The organism is Halomonas sp. I1, from assembly GCF_032334135.1.
GTDB lineage: Bacteria > Pseudomonadota > Gammaproteobacteria > Pseudomonadales > Halomonadaceae > Halomonas.
This window is the reverse complement of the sequence record NZ_JAVXUS010000009.1, coordinates 76,648-92,346: the sequence shown is the minus strand read 5'-3', so window position 1 is coordinate 92,346 and position 15,699 is coordinate 76,648. Positions and strand designations below refer to the sequence as shown.

General features: G+C 62.3%; 18 protein-coding genes and 1 pseudogene. 5 read left to right on the top strand and 14 right to left on the bottom strand.

Annotation, left to right across the window (positions count from 1 at the left end; all coding sequences use genetic code 11):
• Positions 1-99 precede the first annotated feature (99 nt).
• The 10 genes from RSO41_RS11265 to RSO41_RS11220 form a co-directional block, all read right to left on the bottom strand.
• Positions 100-975, bottom strand: coding sequence for a transposase (locus RSO41_RS11265; protein ID WP_315619198.1), 876 nt, complete (start codon positions 973-975; stop codon positions 100-102).
• Between the two features lie 413 nt (positions 976-1,388).
• The gene (locus RSO41_RS11260; protein ID WP_315619197.1) at positions 1,389-1,775 is read right to left on the bottom strand and encodes a tautomerase family protein; all 387 of its coding nucleotides are present in this window, start codon (positions 1,773-1,775) and stop codon (positions 1,389-1,391) included.
• A gap of 62 nt (positions 1,776-1,837) precedes the next feature.
• Positions 1,838-3,502, bottom strand: coding sequence for a dihydroxyacetone kinase subunit DhaK (locus tag RSO41_RS11255; protein WP_315619196.1), 1,665 nt, complete (start codon positions 3,500-3,502; stop codon positions 1,838-1,840).
• 57 nt (positions 3,503-3,559) lie between these two features.
• Positions 3,560-3,985, bottom strand: a complete 426-nt coding sequence (locus RSO41_RS11250) for a GNAT family N-acetyltransferase (protein WP_315619195.1) — start codon at positions 3,983-3,985, stop codon at positions 3,560-3,562.
• Between the two features lie 39 nt (positions 3,986-4,024).
• Positions 4,025-5,542 carry a sodium:solute symporter family protein gene (locus RSO41_RS11245; RefSeq protein ID WP_315619194.1) on the bottom strand — a complete coding sequence of 506 codons (1,518 nt, stop codon included), beginning with the start codon at positions 5,540-5,542 and terminating at the stop codon, positions 4,025-4,027.
• Positions 5,535-5,768: a hypothetical protein gene (locus tag RSO41_RS11240; RefSeq protein WP_275288307.1), complete on the bottom strand. Its 234-nt coding sequence runs from the start codon at positions 5,766-5,768 to the stop codon at positions 5,535-5,537. Before RSO41_RS11240 ends, RSO41_RS11245 begins: the two co-directional genes overlap by 8 nt.
• A 47-nt stretch (positions 5,769-5,815) precedes the next feature.
• A complete protein-coding gene (locus RSO41_RS11235) occupies positions 5,816-7,213 on the bottom strand; it encodes an amidase (protein WP_315619193.1) in 1,398 nt (465 codons plus the stop codon).
• Between the two features lie 104 nt (positions 7,214-7,317).
• Positions 7,318-8,247 (bottom strand): LysR family transcriptional regulator, encoded by a 930-nt coding sequence (locus RSO41_RS11230; RefSeq protein ID WP_315619192.1) that lies wholly within the window; start codon positions 8,245-8,247, stop codon positions 7,318-7,320.
• Positions 8,248-8,250: 3 nt separating this feature from the next.
• Entirely contained in the window at positions 8,251-8,733 is a 483-nt protein-coding gene (locus RSO41_RS11225; protein WP_315619191.1) for a GNAT family N-acetyltransferase, read from the bottom strand.
• 120 nt (positions 8,734-8,853) lie between these two features.
• On the bottom strand, positions 8,854-9,513 hold the full coding sequence (locus RSO41_RS11220; RefSeq protein WP_315619190.1) for a LysE family translocator: 660 nt from the start codon (positions 9,511-9,513) through the stop codon (positions 8,854-8,856).
• Positions 9,514-9,593: 80 nt separating this feature from the next.
• On the opposite strand from RSO41_RS11220, the pseudogene RSO41_RS11215 reads away from it, so the two are divergent.
• From RSO41_RS11215 to RSO41_RS11205, 3 genes and pseudogenes are all read left to right on the top strand, one after another.
• Positions 9,594-9,797, top strand: a pseudogene (locus tag RSO41_RS11215) (LysR family transcriptional regulator); the annotation flags it as partial.
• 36 nt (positions 9,798-9,833) lie between these two features.
• Positions 9,834-10,523 carry a LysR substrate-binding domain-containing protein gene (locus RSO41_RS11210; protein WP_315619229.1) on the top strand — a complete coding sequence of 230 codons (690 nt, stop codon included), beginning with the start codon at positions 9,834-9,836 and terminating at the stop codon, positions 10,521-10,523.
• Positions 10,524-11,234: 711 nt separating this feature from the next.
• Positions 11,235-11,639 (top strand): AraC family transcriptional regulator, encoded by a 405-nt coding sequence (locus tag RSO41_RS11205; protein WP_315619189.1) that lies wholly within the window; start codon positions 11,235-11,237, stop codon positions 11,637-11,639.
• Between the two features lie 2 nt (positions 11,640-11,641).
• Here RSO41_RS11205 and RSO41_RS18470 read toward each other — a convergent pair whose 3' ends face one another.
• The 3 genes from RSO41_RS18470 to RSO41_RS11195 form a co-directional block, all read right to left on the bottom strand.
• A complete protein-coding gene (locus tag RSO41_RS18470; RefSeq protein WP_410000325.1) occupies positions 11,642-12,238 on the bottom strand; it encodes a LysE family translocator in 597 nt (198 codons plus the stop codon).
• A gap of 425 nt (positions 12,239-12,663) precedes the next feature.
• The gene (locus RSO41_RS11200; RefSeq protein ID WP_315619188.1) at positions 12,664-13,140 is read right to left on the bottom strand and encodes a VOC family protein; all 477 of its coding nucleotides are present in this window, start codon (positions 13,138-13,140) and stop codon (positions 12,664-12,666) included.
• A 24-nt stretch (positions 13,141-13,164) separates the two neighbouring features.
• Entirely contained in the window at positions 13,165-13,518 is a 354-nt protein-coding gene (locus RSO41_RS11195; protein WP_315619187.1) for a DUF1428 domain-containing protein, read from the bottom strand.
• A gap of 188 nt (positions 13,519-13,706) precedes the next feature.
• Between RSO41_RS11195 and RSO41_RS11190 the strand changes: the two genes are divergently transcribed.
• The gene (locus RSO41_RS11190) at positions 13,707-14,612 is read left to right on the top strand and encodes a cation diffusion facilitator family transporter (RefSeq protein WP_315619186.1); all 906 of its coding nucleotides are present in this window, start codon (positions 13,707-13,709) and stop codon (positions 14,610-14,612) included.
• Positions 14,613-14,676: 64 nt separating this feature from the next.
• The gene (locus tag RSO41_RS11185) at positions 14,677-15,090 is read left to right on the top strand and encodes a RidA family protein (RefSeq protein ID WP_315619185.1); all 414 of its coding nucleotides are present in this window, start codon (positions 14,677-14,679) and stop codon (positions 15,088-15,090) included.
• Here the strand turns inward: RSO41_RS11185 and RSO41_RS11180 are convergent.
• On the bottom strand, positions 15,077-15,676 hold the full coding sequence (locus tag RSO41_RS11180) for a LysE family translocator (protein ID WP_315619184.1): 600 nt from the start codon (positions 15,674-15,676) through the stop codon (positions 15,077-15,079). The two genes, RSO41_RS11185 and RSO41_RS11180, sit on opposite strands and share 14 nt — an antisense overlap.
• Positions 15,677-15,699 lie beyond the last annotated feature (23 nt).

Sequence of the window (15,699 nt, the reverse complement as noted above, 5' to 3'; positions counted from 1 at the left end):
TAGCGCGCTTGCCGGTCAAAATCCATCATCGGGACGAGCACCGCCGCGACCCGCAAGCGGGCCGGATCGACGAGTCCGTTGTGTGGGTAGGACGTTAGTTCATGCTCGATAGCGTTGCTCCCTGTGGCTGGGGGGGCGGCTACGTTTGGGTCGCAGGGGTATGAGGGTCCCGATCACTCTCAGTGTCGGTTGCCCGCAGTGTCGGCAAGTGTAGGTTGGCTCCGCGTCGTTAGCGGCAGTATCGGCCTCCGGTGTCGTCTCGACCGCCAGCGCCCGGCGGATCTCTGTCAGACGTCGTCGTCGACAGCGATTGGCCAAAAAGCCATAGTGACGAACTCGCATCAGTCCCTTGGGCAGAACGTGGAGCAGGAAGCCGCGCACGAATTCCTCGCCTGCGAGGACGAGCTGTTTACGCCGGTCACGGTCGCGGTAGTCCTTGTAGCATAGGGTCACCTGATGGTCGTCCACGGCGAGGATACGGGCATTGCTGATGGCGATCTGGCGCGTGTAACGCGCCAGGTAGCGCACCACCGTGTCGGTGTGTTCGAGACAGTCCTTGCTGTAGACCACCCACTCGGTGGCCATCAGCGTGTTGAGCTGGTCATCGACGTCACCCGGCCGGGTAACCCGGTGGAGTTCGCCTGAAGTGGCGGCCTCGCGCAGAGCGCTCACCAGGTTCCCGCGAAAGTGGCGCGACAGGGCCCGGACCGGAAACAGGTAGTGGCTGCGCGCCTCGCGCCAGATGCCGTCGTCGCCCAGCGCACCGCCGGGAACCAGACAGTGCAGGTGCACATGCTGGCTCAAGTTCTGGCCCCAGGTATGAAGCACAGCGCTCATGCCCATCTCACCGCCGAGACGCTTGGGGTCACGACCAAAGGTGCGCAGCGTCTGCCAGGCGCTCTGGAACAGCCGTCGGTAGATCACCTCGGGGTGAAGCTGGACCCAGCCGTTGAGGCTGTGCGGCAGAGTGAACACGAGGCAGCGAGTTTGCTGGCGTACTTGGTCCTTTGGGGTGAGGAGGACAAAGTTTCAGGCACGCTACCGCCACCTACCCTGCACGATGCAATGACAATTTGGCCATCTTCCCGCGGTAGTCCCTATGCATGGTCAGAAAAGTGCCTGTGCTCGGTTATACGGCGTTGAAAATCCGCTCAAAATGCTCATTTACCTCTGTAAACTCCGCATCTTTCGCAAATTTTCGCCTAGTCTAACCTTCGCTCGTCGACTTTTCTGACTATGCATCGCGTATCTTGATTGTGTCGTTATCACGGCGATCTCGGTCGCCTTGCATTTGTGAGCCTAATCAACCGGGCATATAAGTGCAAAGCGGGGATTGGCGGGATGCAGGCTGCTCCCGCCCATCAGGGCATTCCAGTAATGTGCTATGGCTATACCTTGACCGAGTATTTGAGGTCTCGCGCCTCGTCGCCCGTCATGCCGCGAAAGCCCCAGCAGTGCGGGGGTTGCTCCTTGATCGTCACTTCTACATCCACAGGAGCGAGACCTACCTCAGCCTCCAGACGCTGAAAGATCGTCTTGATCAGGGCTTTCTGGGTCTCCGCCGAGCGTCCCTGCATCATATTGATCTCGATGGCTGTATAGGCCGGCGTTCGGCCACCCGGGTAGTAGAAGTCCTCGGCGTCCATCGGAATGAAGCGATGCGCCCTCTTGTCTTCCGGCATTCCCAGTACCGACTGCATGCAGCCATGAATGACGTCGGAGAGTTGGGCCTTGATGGGGTTCAGATGTTCCTTGATGCCATAGATGACTATCACGATGTCTCCTGTTCGGTATAACGCCGCCTTCGGCGGGAAAGATGCCCGGTGGTCGTATCACATTATGGTTTCGCCAACGCCTCGAGCACGCGTGCCACGGCTTCGGCACCGGGGTCGACGATGCCTTCCAGCGCGCTTTCCGGCACATAGGCCGAACGCCCTGCCTTGGCCGTGGTCAGCGAAGCGGTAGCTAGTGCACCGGTGCGCGCCGCCTGGGCGGCTTCCGCCAGTGTATTGCCCTGTTGCAGCGACTCGATCGCCGGTATCAGGGCATCGAGCATGGTGCGATCCCCGGGTCGAGCACCGCCGTATTCCTGCATCTTCCTGACACCCGCCGCCAGCGCTTCCCCTGGATTGTCACCGCGCCCCAGTGCGCCGCCTGCCGCCGTGAACAGGATCGACAGCAGTACGCCACTGGAGCCGCCCATGTCTCGAGCCAGTAACTGGCCGATACCGGTGAACAGCGGTGACAGGGAGCTAGTATCCAGGCGCTGGGCGTCGAGTGCCTTGGCGATGCTGTCGGCGCCACTCTGCATGCTGGCCCCGGCATCGCCGTCACCAGTCTTGGCATCCAGGGCGTCCAGCTCCTCGCGCGACTCGCGTAATGTCTCGATCACCCGCCACAGCACCGCTGATGTCTCGCTATCCTGCGGAGCATCGTCAGCCAGGGCGTCGTGGCCCTGGGCCGTGTCGGGTGTGAAGGTGGGCGCCTGGCGCACGCCATGAACGCCCGGCCAGGCGGGAGCGTTCGTGGGTGCCGTGAGGGCAGCCAGCAGTTCGGGCGTGCCGGGCACCAAGGTGACAGAAAAACCGTGCATATCGAGCGAGGTCATCAGCGGCGCGGGGCCGATCAAATGACTTACCCGATCCTCTCCCAGCTGGCGTAACAGGCACTCGGCCAGCACGCCCATCTCCTGGGACGAGCAACTGCCCAGGTTGTTGAGCATGGCCACCCAGGCGGTGTCGGATGACGAACCAGGGGCAGACACAGGCGTCACTGCCTGGCGCAACGGCTCCAGCACCAGGCGCATCGCGTCATCCGCACTTTGAGGGTCGACCGCACGGGTGCCGGGTTCGTTATGAATGCCGAGCCCCAGCTCGGGGGAACGCCTTGACGCCGGCTGACCAGGCTGTGCGGCAGGCTTGATCGCCATGCCCAGTGACCCCATCCGCTCGCAGAGTGCCCGGGTGCGCTGTTGAATCTCGGCCAGCGACGCGCCCTGGCTTGCCAGATAGCCGGCCAGCTTGTGTACCAGCAATGTACCGGCAATACCGCGTGGTTGCGGTGCTTCGGCGATGGCGACATCGTCGGCGACGATCACCATTTCGACATTGAGCCCTTCGCCGCGGGCACGTTCGGCCGCCAGGCCAAAATTCAGCCGATCACCGGTGTAATTCTTGACCACCAGCAAGCAACCGGCATCGCCACAGACTTCACGAATGGCCGCCAGAACCGGCTCGACGCTGGGCGAGGCAAACAGATTGCCGGAAATGACCCCGGTCAGCATGCCATCGCCGATAAAGCCGGCATGGGCGGGTTCATGGCCGGCACCGCCGCCGGATAGCACGGCTACCTGACGGCGGCCCTCTCGCTGCCGGTCCCAATCGCCCCTGACCAGAATCCGCAGACCGCTTTCCGGCTCGGCAATGCGCAGGTCCGCGGTAGCGGCCGCTACATGAAGAATATCGTCGACGACACGCTCGGGCGCGTTATAAAAGCGTTCCATAAGTTCTCCGCGGGACCACAAGGACGAAATACGTTAAAGCCCACAGTTTACGCAGGATCAAACACGATATCCCATGACAATCTCGGCATGACCGGTGTTTTCATCGACCTGCTCACCAAGCGAAACAAAACCGTGATTCTCATAGAACCTGACGCTTGGCGCATTCTCTCTGTAGACCGTCAGGCGCAGCCCCTCTCTTCTGCCCTTGGCATCATCCAGCAACGTTGTTCCGATCCCTTGTCCCTGCAGGTCGGGATCCACGAAGATGGCCGCCAGGGTGTCCTCGAACAGGCTATAGAACCCGACGACTCGATCATTGCGTTCATAGACGAATATCTCCGAAGCGGGGATATACCTGTCGCGCATTTCACCGACTTTCGACTGCCAGAATGCTGGATCGACAAACCCATGGGCTTTAATTGATGCTGAAAGCCAGATATCCAGGACTCGATCAATATCTGCTTCCCGATACGCGCGAATCATATCGCTGCCTTACCCCCTGAAACTAAAGATACTGTCATTTTATTGCTGCAGGCAGTCACTGACTTGGGCGACGCGTCCTCCACCGAGTCGGGTAAGGCCGTGGGGGGCGGCGATGCGGAAGAAGCGTTCCACGACCTCGGCCTGGGTGGGCGCGGTCATCAGCGAGACGATGACGAAGACCGGCAGGTTGAGCATCAGGCCCCAGAAGCCGGCGTGGATGCCCAGCGGGTGCTTCCACAGGGTGGTGAAGGCCACGGTCACCATGAAGCCGGCGACGATGCCCGCCAGCACGCCCAGTTTGGAGGCGCGCGGCCACAGGAACATGCCGATGAAGGCCGGCATCACCTGGGTGGCGAAGCCCAGCCCGACCAGCAGGATCATCACCAGGCTGCCCGGTTCGGCGATGGCCAGTGGGGCGATCACCAGGGCCATCAGCGGCAGGATCATCCAGCGCGCCAGCTTCCCGGTGAAGGCGTCGGAGAGACCAAACAGCGGCTGCAGCACGTCCCGGCTCCAGGAGAGCGCCACCGAGTGGATGAAGGGTTCGCTGGAGGACATCGAGGCGGCCAGGGTGCCGGCGCCGAGCAGTCCGACCAGCACGACCGGCAGGTGCTGCATGGCGTACTCCAGCACCACGGTGTCGGCGCGGGCCAGGTCGGGCAGTGCGAAGATGCCGATGAAGCCCACCACCACCATCGGCAGGATCACCACGTAGTAGGTCGGCAGCCAGGTGGCGCTGCGCCGAATGGTCCGCGCCGAGGAGGCGCTCATCCACTGGGTCCATACCGGCGGCATGAAGGAGAACATCGAGACGATGACGGAAGTCGTCCAGAAGCTGAAGCTCATGTCGCCGCCGGCGCCGGGCAGGGTCAGGGACTCGCCGTGCTCGGCCTGGAGCCGCGTGAACAGCGCGCCGACATCGAGCCCACCGGTGGCGCTGTGCAATGCCCAGAGCCCCACGGCCCAGGCCACCACCAGCATCAGCACGCCCTGAAAAGCGTTGGTCCGGCCGATGGCGCGCTGGCCACTGACGAACAGGTAGACGGCGATGCAGGCCAGCACCAGCGGCACGCCCAGCCATATCGGAATCGCCCCGCCGCTCATCACGTTGAGGATGTAGGCGGAGCCGATGGTCTGCAACACGGCGTAGGCGATCGAGCCGATCGACATCACCAGCGACGCCAGGGCGCCCAGCAGCGGGCTCTGGTAGCGGTCGGCAATGGCGCTGGCCTGGGTCACATGGCCGAAGCGCTCGCCGAATTGCCACACCTTGGGGCCGACGTACCAGGCCACCAGCGCCAGGTAGGCGAGATAGACGGCCACGTAGAATACCGGCACGCCTTTCGAGTAGGCCCAGCCCGGCGCGCCCATGAAGGTGTAGGCGCTGACGCTGCCGGCGGCGATCAGCAGATAGAGCGTTACCGGGCCCATGCTGCGCCCGGCCACGCCCCACTCTTCGAGGCTGTTCATGCGCCGCCCGCCCCGGGCACGCAGGCCGATGAACATGGCGATGGCGACATAGGTCAGGGTGATGAGCAGCGGCCAGGGGCTAGTCATGGTGGTCCTCCTTGCGCTCGAGGACACGATTGGCGATCAGCATGACGGCGAAGCAGGCGAAGATCACCACATAGCTCCACACCACCAGCAGCGGCAGGCCCAGCACCAGCACGGCGCGGTTCACCCAGCCGATGACCGGCCAGATGCCGGCCGCCACCACGGCGACGAAGGCGATCAGCAGCGCCCAGCCGGCGCGACTGGTGGGCAGGACGACGAGACGAGACATGATGCGTATCTCCCACGATGACAAGACGAGACAATTGACCGAGAAGCTTACTGCGCGACGGGCGGTGTCGGCCAACGCGGTTCGAGCGCCAGGCGCGTCTCCAGGACCTTGGCCAGCTTGAGCACGCGATGGTCGGCAAAGCGCGGGCCGATCAACTGCACGCCGAGCGGCATGCCGTCACGGGAGAACCCGCCGTTGAGCGATAGCGCCGGCTGCTCGCCCATGTTCCACGGCACCGTGTAGGCGATGTGTTCGAAGGGTTGCTGCGGGTCATCGGTGGGCGAGACCCAGTCGGCGGAAAAGGCAACATTGGGCGTGGTGGGCGATATCACGGCGTCGACATCGTCGAACACGGCTTCCGTCGCGCGCCGCATGGCCAGGGTCTGCTCGAAGCCGCGCACCGCCTCGACGCCGCCGATCCGTCCGCCGTCGTCGGCCCAGGCGAGGATCGCCGGCAGCACGCGCTCACGCTGTTCGGGCGTCAGCGCCTCCAGGGCGCTCCACTGGCGAGTACGCCAGAAGCGGTCCAGGCCATCGAGCATCTCGCGAGTCAGCACCGGCGCCAGCGGCACCAGGGTGGCGCCGGCGGCCTCGAGTCGCGCGGCGGAAGCCTCCACGGCGGCGGCGATCTCGTCGTCCAGCGGCAGGCCGCAGCCGGCGTCCAGCATCACGCCGATGCGCCACCCCGAGACGTCGCACGCGAGGTCCGTCCAGTCGATCGACTCCGGCGGCAGGCGCGTGGCGTCGCGGCGGTCGGTGCGTGCCAGGGTGGTCATCATCAGGGCGGCGTCGTCGACGCTGCGGGTCATGGGGCCGGCACAACGCCCCACATAGTAGGGATCGATGGGAATGCGCCCCTGTGTCGGCTTGAACCCCACCACGCCGCACCAGGCGGCGGGCAGGCGCACCGAGCCGCCGATGTCGGTGCCCACGTGCAAGGGGCCATAGCCGGCCGCCGCCGCGGCCCCTGCCCCGGCGCTCGAGCCACCGGGATTGCAGTCGAGCCGCCAGGGATTGCGGGTTGTACCATGGAAGGAGGAACGCCCCGAAGAGAGCATGCCGAAATCCGGGCAGGTCGTCTTGGCCAGCAGCAGTGCCGCGTCTTCGGCCAGTCGGGCCGCCGGCGGCGCATTTTCGGTGGCCGGTGTCTGCGGGCCCAGGCCCGTGCCATTCGGCACCGGCATGCCACGCGTCGCGATCAGTTCCTTGAGGGTGACCGGCACGCCATCCAGCGGGCCGCTGGGCTCACCGCGCGTCCAGCGTTCGCTCGAGGCCCGCGCCGCGTCCAGGAAGGTCTCTGCCCGATAGCCGTAGAGGGCATTGAGGCGGCCTTCCCAGCGGCCGATGTGCTGAATCAGGGCCTCGGCGACATCCAGCGGCGACAGCGCCTTGCGGCGATAGGCATCCAGCAGTTGGGTGGCAGTCATCAGGTGGAGGTCTGACATCGTTCACTCTTGGCGTTGTTGTCGGTGCCTTCAGCTTGGTGCCGAGCGGTGTCTACCGCCATTACAATCCTGATGCCAGGGTGTCCACTTTTTGTGTGCACCTCTCAGGTGTTCGGTCCCTGCCCCCCTGCGTCGCCCTCTCCCATGGCCTGCAGTACCGAGGCCAACAGTCCCAGGCAGGCCTCGGTGGCGAAGCTGCGCTGGCGATGCCGGTGCAGGCACAGGTCCAGCCGGGTATGTTCGAGCTCGCCCCGGGCCAGGGGCACGCTGACCAGCTGGCCGTCCCGGCATTCCCGGGCCACCGCCATGGGCGGCAGGATCAACAGCCCGGTGCCCGCCATGGCCAGAGCCTTCTGGGTTTCCAGAGAGGCCGTATGAAAGCTGGGGTTCAGCGTCACGCCCTGGCGTCGCGCCGCCTCGTCGAGCGCCTGCCGCACGCCGTAATGCTCGTCGGGCAGCGCCAGGGGATGGTCGGCCAGTTCGGCCAACCGCAGCGCGGCCCTGTCCGCCAGCGGATGGTCGGGCGCCATCACCGCGTGGTGTTCCAGACGACTGCTGGCGAACGGCTGGATGTCGTCGTGGCGAGGCATGAAGAAGGTCAGGCCGATGTCGGCATCGCCACTGCGCAGCGCCTCGACGACCTGGCCGGCGCTGGCGATCTGGATATCGAACTGCAACTGCGGGTGACGTTGGCTGAGTTCCCCGAGCACCGGCACGAGCAGCCCGGAGACCACGCCTTCGGCCACTCGCAGGCTGACCTTGCCGGTACGCAGGCCCTTGAGGTCGCTGATGTGCTCCTGCACCCGCTCGAGATCGCGCAGCGTGCGGCGTGCCTGCACCGCCAGCAGTTCTCCCGCGGCGGTGAGCCGAATGCCGCCGGGCCCACGCTCGATCAGGGGCGCCCCAAGCTGGTGCTCCAGCAGGTCGATCTGACGGCTGATGGCCGTCGGGGCGATATGCAGCCGAGCCGCCGCCTCGCGCAGCGAGTGGCTACGAGCCACGGTGTCGAAGTAGCGCAGGGCCCGCCAGTGCATGGTTCAGGCCGGAGACGGAAGGTCGCGCTGCATGATGGTCACCGCCTCGCCGCGATATTCACGCTCCTCGACGTCCTGCCAGCCCAACCGCCGGTAGAGCGCCTGCTGGTCCGGCGTATAGAGGTAGAAGCGCTCGACGCCGTGGTCCCGGGCCTCCTCCTCGACTCGACGCACCAGCCGCGAGGCGATGCCGCGGCCGCGCCACTCGGGCAATACGTAGACCGAGGCCAGCCAGGGCGTCAGCTCGCGGCGGTCGCTCATGTCGTCGACGACCAGGCTCGCCATGCCCACCGGCCGCTCACCGTCCATGGCGGCGAATACCGAGGGCACACCGGCCGAGCCGCAGTCGGCGCGCAAGTGACCGATGGTGGCCGCGAGGTCGCGGCCGGGGTTCAGGTGGCCCCATTCGGCATGGGTCCAGCCGGCCAGGGTGGCGACATGGGGTGAATGGGCGTCGATACGGACGAGAGGCAGGCCTGAGTCCATGGCGAAGAATTCCTGTCAGCGATGCGTGGCGATGCCGAGGTTCCCCTTGCACAGGGCCGGCACGGCGAAGCGCCCCAGTATCCCTGTTATCGCCAACGCTCGCCAGAGGGGAGCCGTCGTTCAACCGCTGGCCAGCAACTTGACCCCAAGGCCCGACAGGCAGATGCCGACAACTCTCTCGATCCACCTCCTGGTCCTGCGGATACGTGCCTGGATGATCGGCAAGGTGAGGAAGGCAGCCACCACGGAGAACCAGGCCATGTGACAGGCAATCACATAAAGACCATAACCAAGCTCGGTACCAAGCGTCGTTCGTGGCGAGACGACCTGACTGAACAAGGAGACGATAAACAGCATGGTCTTGGGATTGAGGGCATTACAGGCAAAGCCCATCCAGAACGCGGAACCTCCATCGGCCTGCTCCGCCGACGCAGATTCCCCGCCATCACTCACGCTCTCCTTGGCGTCCCCCGATATACGAGCCTTGATATCGGGCCAAAACGCCGAAATGCCTAACCAGATCAAGTAACCAGCCCCCAGATAGCGCAGTGTCGTCAGAAGCCAGGCCTCCCCGGCGAACACCACGCCCAGCCCGAATAGGGTATAACTCAGGTGGACCGAAACGCCGCAACCAATGCCGATCGCGCACCATACGCCGGCACGCCGACCACGTATCACCGCGATGCGCGTGACCATGGCAAAATCGGGGCCTGGACTGAGAACGGCCAGACAGGTGATCACGGCGACGGCAAGAATCTCGGCCTGGGCAATGTTGGACATGTCTCCTCCCTTGCGTTGTCTTCGGGACGAGTATGAAATCGACCAGGTGTGCGGAAAATCGAAAATAACTCGGATACGTTGTGAGCGATCTTCACAGAAAAAGACACCTGCCACCCCTGGCTCCACTACCAGCCTTCGAAGCGGCCGCCCGTCATCAGAGCTTCTCTCGCGCCGCCGAAGAGCTGCACCTGACCCATGGAGCGATTAGCCGAGCCGTTGCTCAACTCGAGCGACGCCTGGGGGTTCAGCTCTTCGTCCGCCGCCACCGCAGGGTATACCTCACCCTGGCGGGAGAACGGCTCCAACGAGTCGCGGGTGAGATGCTCGATCGCCTGGACGAGGCGGCCGAAGCACTGCGCCGTCATGAAGGCAGCTCCCCCATCCTGACCATCTCCTGCGAACCCAGCCTGGGAATGCGTTGGCTGATGCCGCGATTGGGAACATTTCGCACACTGAACCCCGACCTCAATATCGACCTGCGTCTGGCGGGAGGCCCGATCGACTTGCTCGCGGATGGATGTGACGCCGCGATTCGCCACACCAACCTGGTCTTGCCTGAAGACGACGTCGTCACACGACTATGGTCCGAGTACGCCGGGCCGGTTTGCGCCCCTGACTGCTGGGAAACGGTCATTGGCCGCGACCTTTCTCGGGCGAGATGGTTGCACAGCCGCACTCGGCCAGAGGCGTGGCGAGAATGGCAGCGGGAAAGCGGCTATCGCGGCTCGCCAGCCAGCGAGCAATTCTTCGATCACTTCTTTTTCGCCTTGCAGGCGGCAGTCGACCGCCTGGGGACCGCGATCGGCCCGCTACCACTGGTCAACGATGATCTGCGGGCAGGAAGACTCATCGCGCCCTTGGGGATGGTAGCGACGGGGTATGATTACGTGCTGCTCACCAAGGACTCACCCGACACGGATCCCCGCATCGCACGCTTCTCCAACTGGCTGATGCAGCAGGCGAAGGATCTCTCGACGGGCGCAGGCCAGCTCCCGTCCGATTCTCCTTGAAGGCATTTCTCAACACTGAACTGACGAGCTTGTATATCGACTTATTATGATTGGACACCGTCTCTCGGGAAAACTGATGGCTCAGGCTTGCACCTTTCTATATACCGGAGATATCGTGAAGCATTAAGTGGCAACCGATAATGGAAGCTCCTCTCACTACACTAACCACTGGATATTGCTCCAAAAGCCTGAAGACAACACGACAGGCAACATGAGGCCCAGGCCAAGATGCCACACTCAAGTTCGACTACAGTTCAGAAGTCTCTTGAAACGGCTGGCGCGACAGCGGTTCGTTCCAAGCGGCTACCATCCGGCATCGTGCTTTCCGAGTGGTCTGGCCGCAATACTCTAACGAAATATCAAGGAACGTCTGAAAATGTGTTAAGCATCTACCTTTCTGAGGGGAAAAACTGTAGCCAGGTACGTGGCCAAAAAGTGATCAGAAAAGGCTTTAAAGATGCCATCTGCCTATTCCCCAGAGGCAGAGGAGCGTCGTCCTGGAAGATTGATGATAGGTTAAACTTCCTCCACATCTACTTTGACCCTCGACGTTTTGATACGGACTTGCTTCGGTCAATACGTCGAGACCCTGATCGCTGCCACTTTCGAGAAGTATTTCAAGAGTCAGAGCCAGTAATCAGCTCCGCAGCCCAAAGCCTTTCTAAGGCAGACTGGAGCGACCACTCGCTTTCTCTGGGCATTGAAAGCCTCATGACCTGGATCTTGCAGAACACCTTTCATCACTTTTCCGAAAAAGGACTCGCAGAAGAAGATCCACGGGGATCCTTAACAGCTTGCCAAGCCGCATTAATTCGAGATTACTTGAATGAAAACCTCGAAGCTCCCATCCAGCTAGAGGACCTTTCAGAACTTGCTAACCTCAGCCGCTTCCATTTTCTACGCAAATTCAAGAACACTTTTGGGCAGACTCCCCATGCCTACTTGACCCAGATTCGTCTTGGCCGGGCACACTCACTGCTCGAGAAAACAGATGAGAAGGTAATGATGATTGCTCTTGAGTGCGGGTATACTCAGCATAGTCAATTCACCCAGGCCTTCAAGCGCCACTATGGATATCCTCCTGCGACACTCCGGAAGCGCTTGGGTCGTCACTGACATCATATGAGTAGAAATACCGCGGAAGATGCTGTCAGCCCCCCCATAAGCCGAAAAAAAATTCGGTCGTGTAGCAACCTGCGCATCAAGGCTCCACTCATTGCCCAAACTGAATTGCACGGAAAGAAAATCATTCCCAGCGTTCCAGACAGCAGGATGGCATCTGTGTACACAGCCCCTGTGAGTGGGAGAAAAGTCGATGTTGCGGTAGCTGCAAGGATCCAGATCTTGGGGTTGAGAACCTGTAACAAGGCTGCCTGACGCAGCGTTATAGGGTGATAATTCTTGCCATTCTCAGCACCCACTGCCTGTGAGGTATACAGTTTGTATGCGAGATATAGGATGTATGCTGACCCCAGGATCTTGAGAGCCATATGGAGAGCGGGATAGTGACTCAACAGACCGCCTAGCCCAAGTGCGACTGCCATGAACAGAATGATGACGCCCAGGGATATTCCCGCCAAGGTCGGCAAAGTTCGCCTATAACCAAACCTGGCGCAATTCGCGGTTACAAGTAAATTGTTTGGACCAGGAGAAATAACCAAGGGAATTGCGAACAACGAAATCTGAAGAACCTGGACAATCACATTCTCTCTCATCACCCTCACTTCCTCTTGACCTCTAGCTGTAGTGCCCCCTGCCAAGCGGCGACACTCTATTGACATTTCCGTTTCTCGAAGCAACGCACGAAACTTGCGACAAACGCCTCCTTAGCTCTGTACGGACACCTATTTTCCTTCCCACTCAAAGTGATCTCGACCCGACTAAGCCGCAAGCATATAGGATAGAAACCCCTGATTTCTTGGGAACCATTGCTCAGAGGTTATGAAAAATTGCTGAATGCGTTCTGTGAGGAACAGCTGGTGGGCGCCATGATGCGATAGCGAGCAGAGAAGAAGAGCAGCAATGGCGCATGGCGGCCCTGAGGGCCGCCGAAATTCTGCATCAACTTCTAGTGCCCTGTATCAGAGGTTGACTGTAGTTCAACGAACCTCCGAAACAGGACACTAGTGTGGAACACCATTCAGCCGCCGTCCGCGGCACGCTCCAGGTCGGCGATGATGAACTTTTCCATCTGCATCATCGCCTCCATGGCGCGCCGGGCGCGCTCGGAATCGGGGTCGCGCATCAGTTCGTGCATGCGCACGGGCACCACCTGCCAGCGCAGTCCCCAGCGATCCTCGAGCCAACCGCACTGGATGGGGCGACCGCCCTCGATCAGGGCGTGCCAGTAGTAATCCACCTCGGCCTGGTCGGCGCAGTCGATGTGCAGCGAAATCGCCTCGGTGAAGGGCATGCCGGGCCCGCCGTTCATGCCCAGGTAGCGCGCGCCGTCGAGGACGAACTCCACCAGCAGCACCCCGCCGGCCGGCACGTTCGGCGTGTCGGTCGGCGACTTCACCACCCGCTCGATGCGGGAGTCGGGAAATACCGAGACATAGAAACGAGCCGCTTCTTCCGCCTGACCATCGAACCACAGGAAGGGCGTGATACGGTGCATGACAAAACTCCTCCTGGCAGGGACCTATTCGTCGAAAATGACCTCGAACCCCCCATAGAGTAGACGCTTGCCGTCGAACGGCATGGGATTGACGTCGGGCTGCAGGCGAGGGTCTTCCATGAGCTTTGGCATGGCCTGTTCGCGGGCTTCGCGCGAAGGCCAGAGGAACCAGCCGAAGACGACGGTTTCCTCCGGCTGACGCTTCACGGCCATGGGGAAGGAGGTGACCTCGCCATCCGGCACGTCATCGCCCCAGCATTCCACCAGCTTGAGAACACCGTATTCCTTGAAGACCGCCGCGCAGGCGCGAACATGCTGCAGGTATTGCTCGCGATTGGCGGTGGGAACGGCGGCCACGAATCCATCGACATATGTCATCTTGTGCTCCTCCATCCAGCATTGAAGTGACTCGCGACAGCGTGACATCGCCGTCGCTTCCTTCATGAGTCGTTTCGAGAGCGAGCAAATCGACATGGTTCGCTGAAGCGATATACATCATCGGGGGTACTGTTCAGCCATCATCCCTCGGCTAGACTGTCGGTTTCCGGTCATCAGGCGAACGCTTCATGTCATCTACTCTCGAGCAACGCGCCCTCAAGGTTTCCATCGTCATGACCCTGCTGGTCTCCTGCCTAGGGGTCAGCTTCGGTCTTCTGGCGGGGTCTCGGTCGATTCTCTTCGATGGGGTCTTCTCGACCATCGACGCGGCCATGTCGGCCCTGGCGCTGGTGGTCACGCGGCTGATCGCCCGGGAGGTCAGCCAGCGCTTCCAGCATGGTTACTGGCACCTGGAACCACTGGTGGCAGCGCTCAACGGTGCCATCCTGCTGTTGTTGTGTTTCTATGCCTTCCTCAATGCCGTCCAGGGGATGATGACCGGCGGCCATGACCTGGCCTTCGGCCTGGCGAGCGTCTATGCCGTGGTGGTGGCCATCGTCTGCTTCACCATGGCTGCCTATCAGCGCCGTCTCAATCGCCGCGTCGGCTCGGAGTTCGTGCGCATCGACATGCATAGCTGGCTGATGGCGGCGCTGATCACCAGTGCCCTGCTGGTGGCCTTCGTCGTCGCCCTGATCCTGCAGCGCACGCCCTACTCGCACCTCACGCCCTATGTCGATTCGCTGTTGCTGACCGTCCTGACGGTGGCCTTCATGCCGGTGCCCATCGGCATCGTGCGCCGGGCCATGAAGGAGGTGTTCCTGATGGCGCCGAGCGCCATCGACCGCGAGGTGCATGCCGCCATGACACCGGTGATGCAACGCGAAGGCCTGCTCGAGTACAGCAGCCACGTGGCCAAGAGCGGTCGGGGCCATTTCATCGAGATCCACCTCGTCACCACGCCCGAGTTCGCCGCCGAGCGCGGCGTGGCCGAGCTCGACGAGGTCCGCGAGGCGATCGCCAGCGGGTTGAGCATCCCCGCCGAGCATCGTTGGTTTACCGTGGCGTTTACGGCGGATCCCCGTTGGCTCTGAGGAACATCACCGCTCGGCTGCCTGTCGCAGGTCATGAAGGCCATGCCATGGAACAGGAGCCAAGATGCCGACTTTCCATAACGATGCCACTATGCCCACCCCCACCTTTCCCGGCAGCCATGTGGTGCTGGACGACCGCTACGTCTACCTCTCGGGGCTGACGGCCGCGGATATCCAGGGCAACGAGGCGATACTCGGCGATGTGGGCGAGGAAACCCGCTGGATCATGCGCCGTGTGCAGCACCTGCTCGATTCGGTGGACTGCACGCTTGCCGATGTGGTGCGCGCCGATGTGCATCTCACCGATCTCGAGAAGATTTACGAGCTGGATGCGGCCTATGCCGATTTCTTCGAGTCGCCGCATTACCCCGCCCGCACCTGCACCCAGTCACCGGCCCTGCTAGACAACGCCAACGTCGAGATCACCCTGGTGGCACGCCGCTCCGATGATGACGACCTCGCCGTCAACCGAGGATGAAGAATACACAGGCCGCGGTGAGCGCGCCCATGGTGCCGTTGAAGACCCGCCATGCGCGCGGCCCCTTGAGCCAGCGGCCGATGGCCATGCCGAAGCCTGCCCAGAGGGCGATGCAGGGCAGCCCCACCAGTTCGGCGAAGCCGGCCAGCAGGAGGGCATTGACGACGGTATTGCCGCCTTCCGGCAGGAAGCTCGCCATCAGCGTCAGCCCCATGACCCAGGCCTTGGGGTTGGCGAACTGGAAGGCCGCCGCCTGCCAGAAACCGAGGGGGCGACCCTCGACATTGCCGAACTCGGGCGGCGGTGCGGTGGCGATCTTCCAGGCCAGGTACAGCAGATAGAGGCTGCCAATCACCCGTAGTGCCGTCTGCACCAGCGGATAACGCTCGAAGACGATACCCAGCCCCAGGGCAATCGCCGCAAAGAGCACGAAGCATCCTCCGAGGATACCCAGCAGATGCGGCATGGTACGCCGAAAGCCATAGTTGGCGCCGGAGGCGGTCAACATCACATTGTTGGGGCCTGGCGTGATGGTCATCGAGATCATGAACAGGGTCACGGGCCCCAGATATGCCAGCGAGTTCATAAAATTGTACCCATACAATATTG

Bases quoted from the DNA above. Each gene is read 5' to 3' on its own strand.
- RSO41_RS11255 (WP_315619196.1), bottom strand. From the start codon at position 3,502: ATGGAACGCTTTTATAACGCGCCCGAGCGTGTCGTCGACGATATTCTT.
- RSO41_RS11250 (WP_315619195.1), bottom strand. From the start codon at position 3,985: ATGATTCGCGCGTATCGGGAAGCAGATATTGATCGAGTCCTGGATATC.
- RSO41_RS11245 (WP_315619194.1), bottom strand. From the start codon at position 5,542: ATGACTAGCCCCTGGCCGCTGCTCATCACCCTGACCTATGTCGCCATC.
- RSO41_RS11240 (WP_275288307.1), bottom strand. From the start codon at position 5,768: ATGTCTCGTCTCGTCGTCCTGCCCACCAGTCGCGCCGGCTGGGCGCTG.
- RSO41_RS11235 (WP_315619193.1), bottom strand. From the start codon at position 7,213: ATGTCAGACCTCCACCTGATGACTGCCACCCAACTGCTGGATGCCTAT.
- RSO41_RS11230 (WP_315619192.1), bottom strand. From the start codon at position 8,247: ATGCACTGGCGGGCCCTGCGCTACTTCGACACCGTGGCTCGTAGCCAC.
- RSO41_RS11225 (WP_315619191.1), bottom strand. From the start codon at position 8,733: ATGGACTCAGGCCTGCCTCTCGTCCGTATCGACGCCCATTCACCCCAT.
- RSO41_RS11220 (WP_315619190.1), bottom strand. From the start codon at position 9,513: ATGTCCAACATTGCCCAGGCCGAGATTCTTGCCGTCGCCGTGATCACC.
- RSO41_RS11210 (WP_315619229.1), top strand. From the start codon at position 9,834: ATGCTCGATCGCCTGGACGAGGCGGCCGAAGCACTGCGCCGTCATGAA.
- RSO41_RS11205 (WP_315619189.1), top strand. From the start codon at position 11,235: ATGACCTGGATCTTGCAGAACACCTTTCATCACTTTTCCGAAAAAGGA.
- RSO41_RS18470 (WP_410000325.1), bottom strand. From the start codon at position 12,238: ATGAGAGAGAATGTGATTGTCCAGGTTCTTCAGATTTCGTTGTTCGCA.
- RSO41_RS11200 (WP_315619188.1), bottom strand. From the start codon at position 13,140: ATGCACCGTATCACGCCCTTCCTGTGGTTCGATGGTCAGGCGGAAGAA.
- RSO41_RS11195 (WP_315619187.1), bottom strand. From the start codon at position 13,518: ATGACATATGTCGATGGATTCGTGGCCGCCGTTCCCACCGCCAATCGC.
- RSO41_RS11190 (WP_315619186.1), top strand. From the start codon at position 13,707: ATGTCATCTACTCTCGAGCAACGCGCCCTCAAGGTTTCCATCGTCATG.
- RSO41_RS11185 (WP_315619185.1), top strand. From the start codon at position 14,677: ATGCCGACTTTCCATAACGATGCCACTATGCCCACCCCCACCTTTCCC.
- RSO41_RS11180 (WP_315619184.1), bottom strand. From the start codon at position 15,676: ATGAACTCGCTGGCATATCTGGGGCCCGTGACCCTGTTCATGATCTCG.